This is a genomic window from Hydrogenophaga sp. (assembly GCF_051007235.1).
Lineage (GTDB): Bacteria > Pseudomonadota > Gammaproteobacteria > Burkholderiales > Burkholderiaceae_C > Hydrogenophaga.
Map to the genome: position 1 here is coordinate 1 of NZ_JBPCSJ010000138.1, position 5759 is coordinate 5759.

Genomic DNA, 5759 nt, shown 5'->3' on the forward strand with positions numbered 1-5759 from the left:
TGATCGACCTGCCGACCATCCAGCGCTACATCAACTTCCACTTCTCGGTGACCATCGACCTGTTCGGTGCCGACCAGTCGTCCAACGCCGCCACCTTCTACAGTTCCGGCCTCAAGGGCCGTTACGAAGAAGGCAAGCGCACCGACGACCACGTGCTCAAGGGCAACAGCTACAAGATCCTGTCGGTGGAAGACGGCAAGCTGCTGGAAAAAGAAGTGCCGATGCTCAACGCGCTCAACGAAGTGCTGCGCGACGACTACATCAAGGACTCGGTCGGCGGCGTCGAGCGCTGGAACCGCATCATCGAAAAGGCCGGCATCGACTTCCGCCTGAGCGTTCCGCACAAGGCCTTCCACCGCAACATCGGCAGCCTGGCCGGTATCAAGGTCAGCCCGGACGGCCGCGTGGTGACCGACCACGAATGGAACCAGCGCGTGGAAGAGTGGCTGCCGTCCGACACCGACCGCGCCTACGTCGGCTCGCTGATGGGCCGCGTCGTCGAACCCGGCAAGTTCGCCAACTGGATCGCGCCCCCGGTCATGGGCATCAACCGCCAGCCGGTGGACTTCGAGTACGTCCGGTTTAACTGAGAACTCCCCCCTGCGCCGGGAATAGAGACCTCCCCCCTGCGCCGCTGACGCGGCTTCCCCCCTCTCTGGCGCGCCGCTGCGCGGCGCTGGGAGGGGGGACGATGCGAGTGGCCCGGCGGAGCCGGTTCCACCGCATCTCTGGATCGGACACGCGCGCCGGAGCGATGTGTGATTTTGTTTTCTTCTTCGCTTCGCGAGCCTGCGAGCGTGAGCCCGGGTGGCTGGCGCAGTAAGGTAAAGGAGGAGCCGGCTGCAGGCCGGCGGGGGACACGAACGGAGTCAGCTATCCGGGCTCACGCGGTGTCACCACGAAGTCAAAAGCGCTGCGGACGAAGTCGATCACCCCAGTCCATTCGGTGCAACCTCAGAAGCCAGACAATCACTCGTACCCACCAGCATCCGGAGACAGAAGATGAACGCCCCCATGGAAGCCGCCGTCGTCAAGCAGCACCTGATCGACCCCGAGATCTGCATCCGCTGCAACACCTGCGAATCGATCTGCCCGGTCGGCGCCATCACGCACGACTCGCGCAACTACGTGGTCGACGTCAGCAAGTGCAACTGGTGCAACGACTGCATCTCGCCGTGCCCGACCGGCTCCATCGACAACTACCGCCGCATGCCACGCATGAAGGCGTATTCCATCGAAGAACAACTGGGCTGGGACGAATTGCCCGCCGAGCTCTCCGGTGCTGAAATCACCGCCCTGGCCGGTGACGAGGGCGAAGCCTCTGCCGAAGCGCAGGCCGCCGAAGCCACCACCGCACCCGCCGCCGACCCCAGCGGCCAGACCGCCTTCAACTCCGCCCAGTACGGCGCCAGCATCCCGCCCTGGAGCGCGGCCCACGCCTACACCAACCTCTACGGCCCCAAGGCTGCCGAGAAAACCGTCACCGCCACCGTGGTCGGCAACCTGCGTGTCACGGCCGTCGGCAAGGACTACGACACCCACCACATCGTGCTGGACTTCGGTTCCATGCCCTTTCCGGTGCTCGAAGGTCAGAGCATCGGCATCGTGCCGCCGGGTGTGGACGCCAACGGCAAACCGCACCATGCCCGCCAGTACAGCATCGCCAGCCCGCGCAACGGCGAACGCCCCGGCCACAACAACCTCTCGCTGACCATCAAGCGCGTGCTCGAAGACCACTCGGGCCAGCCGGTGCGCGGCGTGGCCAGCAACTACATGTGCGACTTGAACGTGGGCGACACGGTGCAGGTCATCGGTCCGTTCGGCACCAGCTTCCTGATGCCCAACCACCCCAAGAGCAGCATCGTCATGATCTGCACCGGCACGGGCAGCGCACCGATGCGCGCCATGACCGAATGGCGCCGCCGCCTGCGCGCCAGCGGCAAGTTCGAGGGCGGCAAGCTCATGCTGTTCTTCGGTGCCCGCACGCAGGAAGAGCTGCCGTACTTCGGCCCGCTGCAAAGCCTGCCCAAGGACTTCATCGACATCAGCTTCACCTTCAGCCGCACGCCCGGCCAGCCCAAGCGCTACGTGCAGGACGCGCTGCGCGAACGCGCCGCCGATCTGGTGCCCCTGCTGCAGGACCCGAACGCCTGCTTCTACGTCTGCGGCCTCAAAGCCATGGAAGAGGGCGTGGTGCTGGCCCTGCGCGATGTCGCCACGCAAGCCGGCCTGGACTGGGACGCCGTGGGTGCGTCCCTCAAGCGCGAAGGCCGCCTGCACCTGGAAACCTACTGAGCGCATGCGGGCATGGGCGCCGTGGTTCACACGGTCCGCCCGCCGCTCTACGATGGTGGTTTTGCACGCTGTCGCCACGCGCCCCATGCCCCTTCGCATCGGCATCACCGCCCGTCTCCTGCACGATCCGCCGCCCGGTCTGGGGCTGCCCCAAAAACGCCTGCAGTTCCTGGAAAGCTCCATGGCGCACTGGATCATGGGGCACGGCGCCATCGCCCTGATGGTGCCCTTCATCGACGAATCGGCCCACGTCGCGCCCCACCGGGTGCCGCTGTCGGACATCGTCAACCTGCTCGACGGCCTGGTGCTGCAAGGCGGGGTGGACATCTGCCCCGAGATGTACGGCGGCCAGCTGGCCAACCCGGCCTGGGCCGGTGATCCGATCCGTGACCGCTACGAGCTGGCTCTGCTGCGCGGCTTCATCGAAGCCGGCAAACCGGTGCTGGGCGTGTGCCGCGGTGCGCAACTGCTCAACGTGGCCCACGGCGGCACCCTGGTGCAGGACATTCCCAGCCAGTGGCCCGGCGCCGTGCCGCACCAGGACACCGAGCACTACGACCGCCTGGCGCACGACGTGGTGTTCGAGCCGGGGTCCGGGCTGGCCCGCTGGTACGGCGGCGCCACCGGCCACCGCGTCAACAGCATCCACCACCAGTGCGTGGACCGGCTGGGCGAGGGGCTGGTGGTGGAGGCGCGTTCGCCGGTCGACGGCGTGGTCGAGGCCATCCGCCGGCCCGGCCCCGGTTTCGTGCTGGGCGTGCAGTGGCACCCGGAATTCCACCTCACGCCGCAGGAGCGCGCGCGTGGCCTGCTCGACAGCGGGCCGATGATGCAGGCCTTTCTGGACGCCGCGCGCGAACGGTCCGGTCGGCCGCGGCCCGGCGCGGCGTGACCCGTTGCCCCGCACGGGCATAGGGCTGACACGTACCGGCCACGGCGTGGCCTTCGCGTACAGTGCGGGCTCCTATGCAAGCCGATGCACAAGTCCCTCCCACGCCCGCTGGCCGCCCCGCGCTGCCGGTGCAGGTGGTCATGCGCCGCGAACCCGTCACCGGTCCCATGGCGCGCTGGCAGCGCTGGCGCTGGGTGCTGGCCGACGTGCTGCCCGCGGGCGAACCGTTTGAAGTGCCGGCCCGCGCACCGCAGCCCGTGGCGGATGCGCCGCAGGAGGTGCAACCCCTGGCCGGTGCCGCCGTGGTCGACGGCGCGCGCTACTGGCTGTTCACCGGCCTGCACGTCACGCTGTTCCGCGACGATGCCGAAGGCCTGTACCTCAACCTCCACAGCCCGCAGCCGTGCTGCTGGGTGTTCTGGCGTGCCGACGACGAACAGCTGCTCGACGACGAACCCATGGCCATTCCGCAGATCGCGACGCTGAGCTACCACGACGCCGGCCGCTGGCTGGACGCGCAGGAAAAGGTCGACCAGGTGCCCGCGCCGCCCGAGGTGGTGGACTGGTTGCGCGCCTTTGTGGACGGCCACTACCAGCCCGAGGCCAAGCGCCGCCAGCGCCCGGAGAGTTTCAAGCCGCTGACCGACCGCTTCGGCCAGCCAGTGCGCATTTCGACCGAAAAATTCCAGCGCGGACAGGGCTCGCAAGTCGGTCCGGCGGGCGGCGGTGGCGGTCGTCCCGGCAGCGGACACGGAGGCGGCCATGGCGGCTGACGAGGGCGACAGCTTCTTCTCGCGCTGGTCGCGCCGCAAGGCGCAGGTGCGCAGCGGCGAGCCGGTGCCCGAACCCGCGCCGCCCGCCGCCGCTCTCGCGGCCGTGGTGGCGCCGGTCACCCCGCAGGCAGAGCCGCTGCCCCCGGTGGCCGAAACCCCCGCGCCGCCCCCGCCCACGCTGGAAGACACGCAGGCCCTCACCCCCGCGTCCGACTTCAGCCGCTTCGTCGCCAAAGACGTGCCGCCCGCCGTGCGCAACGCCGCCGTCAAAAAGCTGTTCGCCGACCCGCACTTCAACGTCATGGACGGGCTGGACATCTACATCGACGACTACTCGAAACCCAGCCCTCTGTCCGCCGCCGACATGGCCCAGATGGTCAGCGCCCAGTTCCTGAAGCTGGTGGACGATCCCGAAGAGCCCCAACAGACCACCGCCTGGGCCGCTGCCAGCGACGCAGCGCCCGGCGCCCTTGCCGAGCCCCCGCCGGCCCCCGACGACACCCGCGCACCAGACGCGGCAGCACTCCAAGAGCCCTCCCACGATGACCACGCTGATCTGCAACTGCAACCAGACCATGCCCCTGGACCCTAAGGCCCTGGGCCAGGCGCTGGATGAAGACCTGACGCTGTACACCACGCTGTGCCGGCGAGACGCGCCCGCCTTTCAGCGCGCCACCCGCAGCCGCGACGACCTCGTGGTGGCCTGCACGCAGGAAAGCCGCCTGTTCGCCGAACTGTCCGACCAGACCGAGGGCGCCGTGTCGCAGCAGGCGCGGCCGATCCGCTTCGTCAACATCCGCGAAACCGGCGGCTGGGGCCGCGAAGCGAAGCAGGCCACGCCCAAGATGGCGGCCTTGCTGGCCGCCGCGCGCCTGCCCGATGCCGAGCCCGTGCCCACCGTCACCTACACCAGCGAAGGCCGCCTGCTCATCATCGGCCCGCTGGAACGCGCCGAGGCCGTGGCCGCCCTGGTCAGCGACGCGCTGGACGTGACCCTGCTGCCCACCGGTGGCAGTGGCCAGCAGACGCGCCAGTACCCGGTGCTGGCCGGGCAACTGCAGAGCCTGCGCGGCTGGCTGGGTGCGTTCGATGTGGCGGTGAGCGCCAGCAACCCGATCGACCTGGACCTGTGTACCCGCTGCAACGCCTGCGTGGCCGCCTGCCCCGAAGGCGCCATCGGGCTCGACTACCAGGTGGACCTGTCGCTGTGCAAGTCCCACCGGGCCTGTGTCAAGGCGTGCGAAGCCGTGGGTGCCATCAACTTCCAGCGCGATCCGCAAACCCGCGAAGACACCTTCGACCTCGTGCTCGACCTGCGCGACGCACCCGGCTTCACCCAGCACGCGCTGCCCCAGGGCTATGTGCACCTGCCCGCATCGGCCGACGCCATGGCCCAGGTGCGCGCCGTCACCCAGCTGCGCGACCTGGTGGGCGAGTTCGAGAAGCCCAAGTTCTTCACCTACAAACAGAAGATCTGCGCCCACGGCCGCAACCAGAGCGTGGGCTGCAACGCCTGCGTGGACGTGTGCTCGGCCTCCGCCATCAGCAGCGATCTGAAAAGAAACCAGATCGTCGTCAACCCCAACCTCTGCGTGGGCTGCGGCACCTGCACCACCGTCTGCCCCACCGGCGCGCTGAGCTACGCCTACCCGCGTGCCAGCGAGCAGGGCGTCAAGCTGCGCACCCTGCTGGCCACCTACGCCAAGGCCGGCGGCAAGGACGCGGCCCTGCTGCTGCACAGCCAGGCAGCGGGCGCCGCCCTGGTCAACGACCTCGGCCGCATGGCCATGCTCGACAAG

5 protein-coding genes and 1 pseudogene are annotated in these 5759 nt (G+C 68.9%); all 6 read left to right on the plus strand.

The window, feature by feature from the left end; all coding sequences use genetic code 11:
• Positions 1–590: pseudogene (locus ACR2JA_RS05220) on the plus strand (benzoyl-CoA 2,3-epoxidase subunit BoxB); the annotation flags it as partial.
• A 412-nt stretch (positions 591–1002) separates the two neighbouring features.
• Positions 1003–2295, plus strand: a complete 1293-nt coding sequence (boxA, locus tag ACR2JA_RS05225; protein WP_434008052.1) for a benzoyl-CoA 2,3-epoxidase subunit BoxA — start codon at positions 1003–1005, stop codon at positions 2293–2295.
• An 85-nt stretch (positions 2296–2380) separates the two neighbouring features.
• Positions 2381–3187, plus strand: a complete 807-nt coding sequence (locus ACR2JA_RS05230) for a gamma-glutamyl-gamma-aminobutyrate hydrolase family protein (RefSeq protein WP_434008053.1) — start codon at positions 2381–2383, stop codon at positions 3185–3187.
• Between the two features lie 74 nt (positions 3188–3261).
• The gene (locus tag ACR2JA_RS05235; protein WP_434008054.1) at positions 3262–3960 is read left to right on the plus strand and encodes a DUF3305 domain-containing protein; all 699 of its coding nucleotides are present in this window, start codon (positions 3262–3264) and stop codon (positions 3958–3960) included.
• Positions 3950–4552 (plus strand): DUF3306 domain-containing protein, encoded by a 603-nt coding sequence (locus tag ACR2JA_RS05240; RefSeq protein ID WP_434008055.1) that lies wholly within the window; start codon positions 3950–3952, stop codon positions 4550–4552. The genes ACR2JA_RS05235 and ACR2JA_RS05240 overlap by 11 nt, the downstream gene beginning before the upstream one ends.
• Positions 4503–5759 (plus strand): 4Fe-4S binding protein (locus ACR2JA_RS05245; RefSeq protein ID WP_434008056.1); only part of this gene is annotated, 1257 nt, incomplete at its 3' end. The genes ACR2JA_RS05240 and ACR2JA_RS05245, both read left to right, overlap by 50 nt.

What these genes read in the sequence shown, in the direction of transcription:
- boxA (WP_434008052.1), top strand. Translation starts at nt 1,003, where the DNA reads ATGAACGCCCCCATGGAAGCCGCCGTCGTCAAGCAGCACCTGATCGAC.
- ACR2JA_RS05230 (WP_434008053.1), top strand. Translation starts at nt 2,381, where the DNA reads ATGCCCCTTCGCATCGGCATCACCGCCCGTCTCCTGCACGATCCGCCG.
- ACR2JA_RS05235 (WP_434008054.1), top strand. Translation starts at nt 3,262, where the DNA reads ATGCAAGCCGATGCACAAGTCCCTCCCACGCCCGCTGGCCGCCCCGCG.
- ACR2JA_RS05240 (WP_434008055.1), top strand. Translation starts at nt 3,950, where the DNA reads ATGGCGGCTGACGAGGGCGACAGCTTCTTCTCGCGCTGGTCGCGCCGC.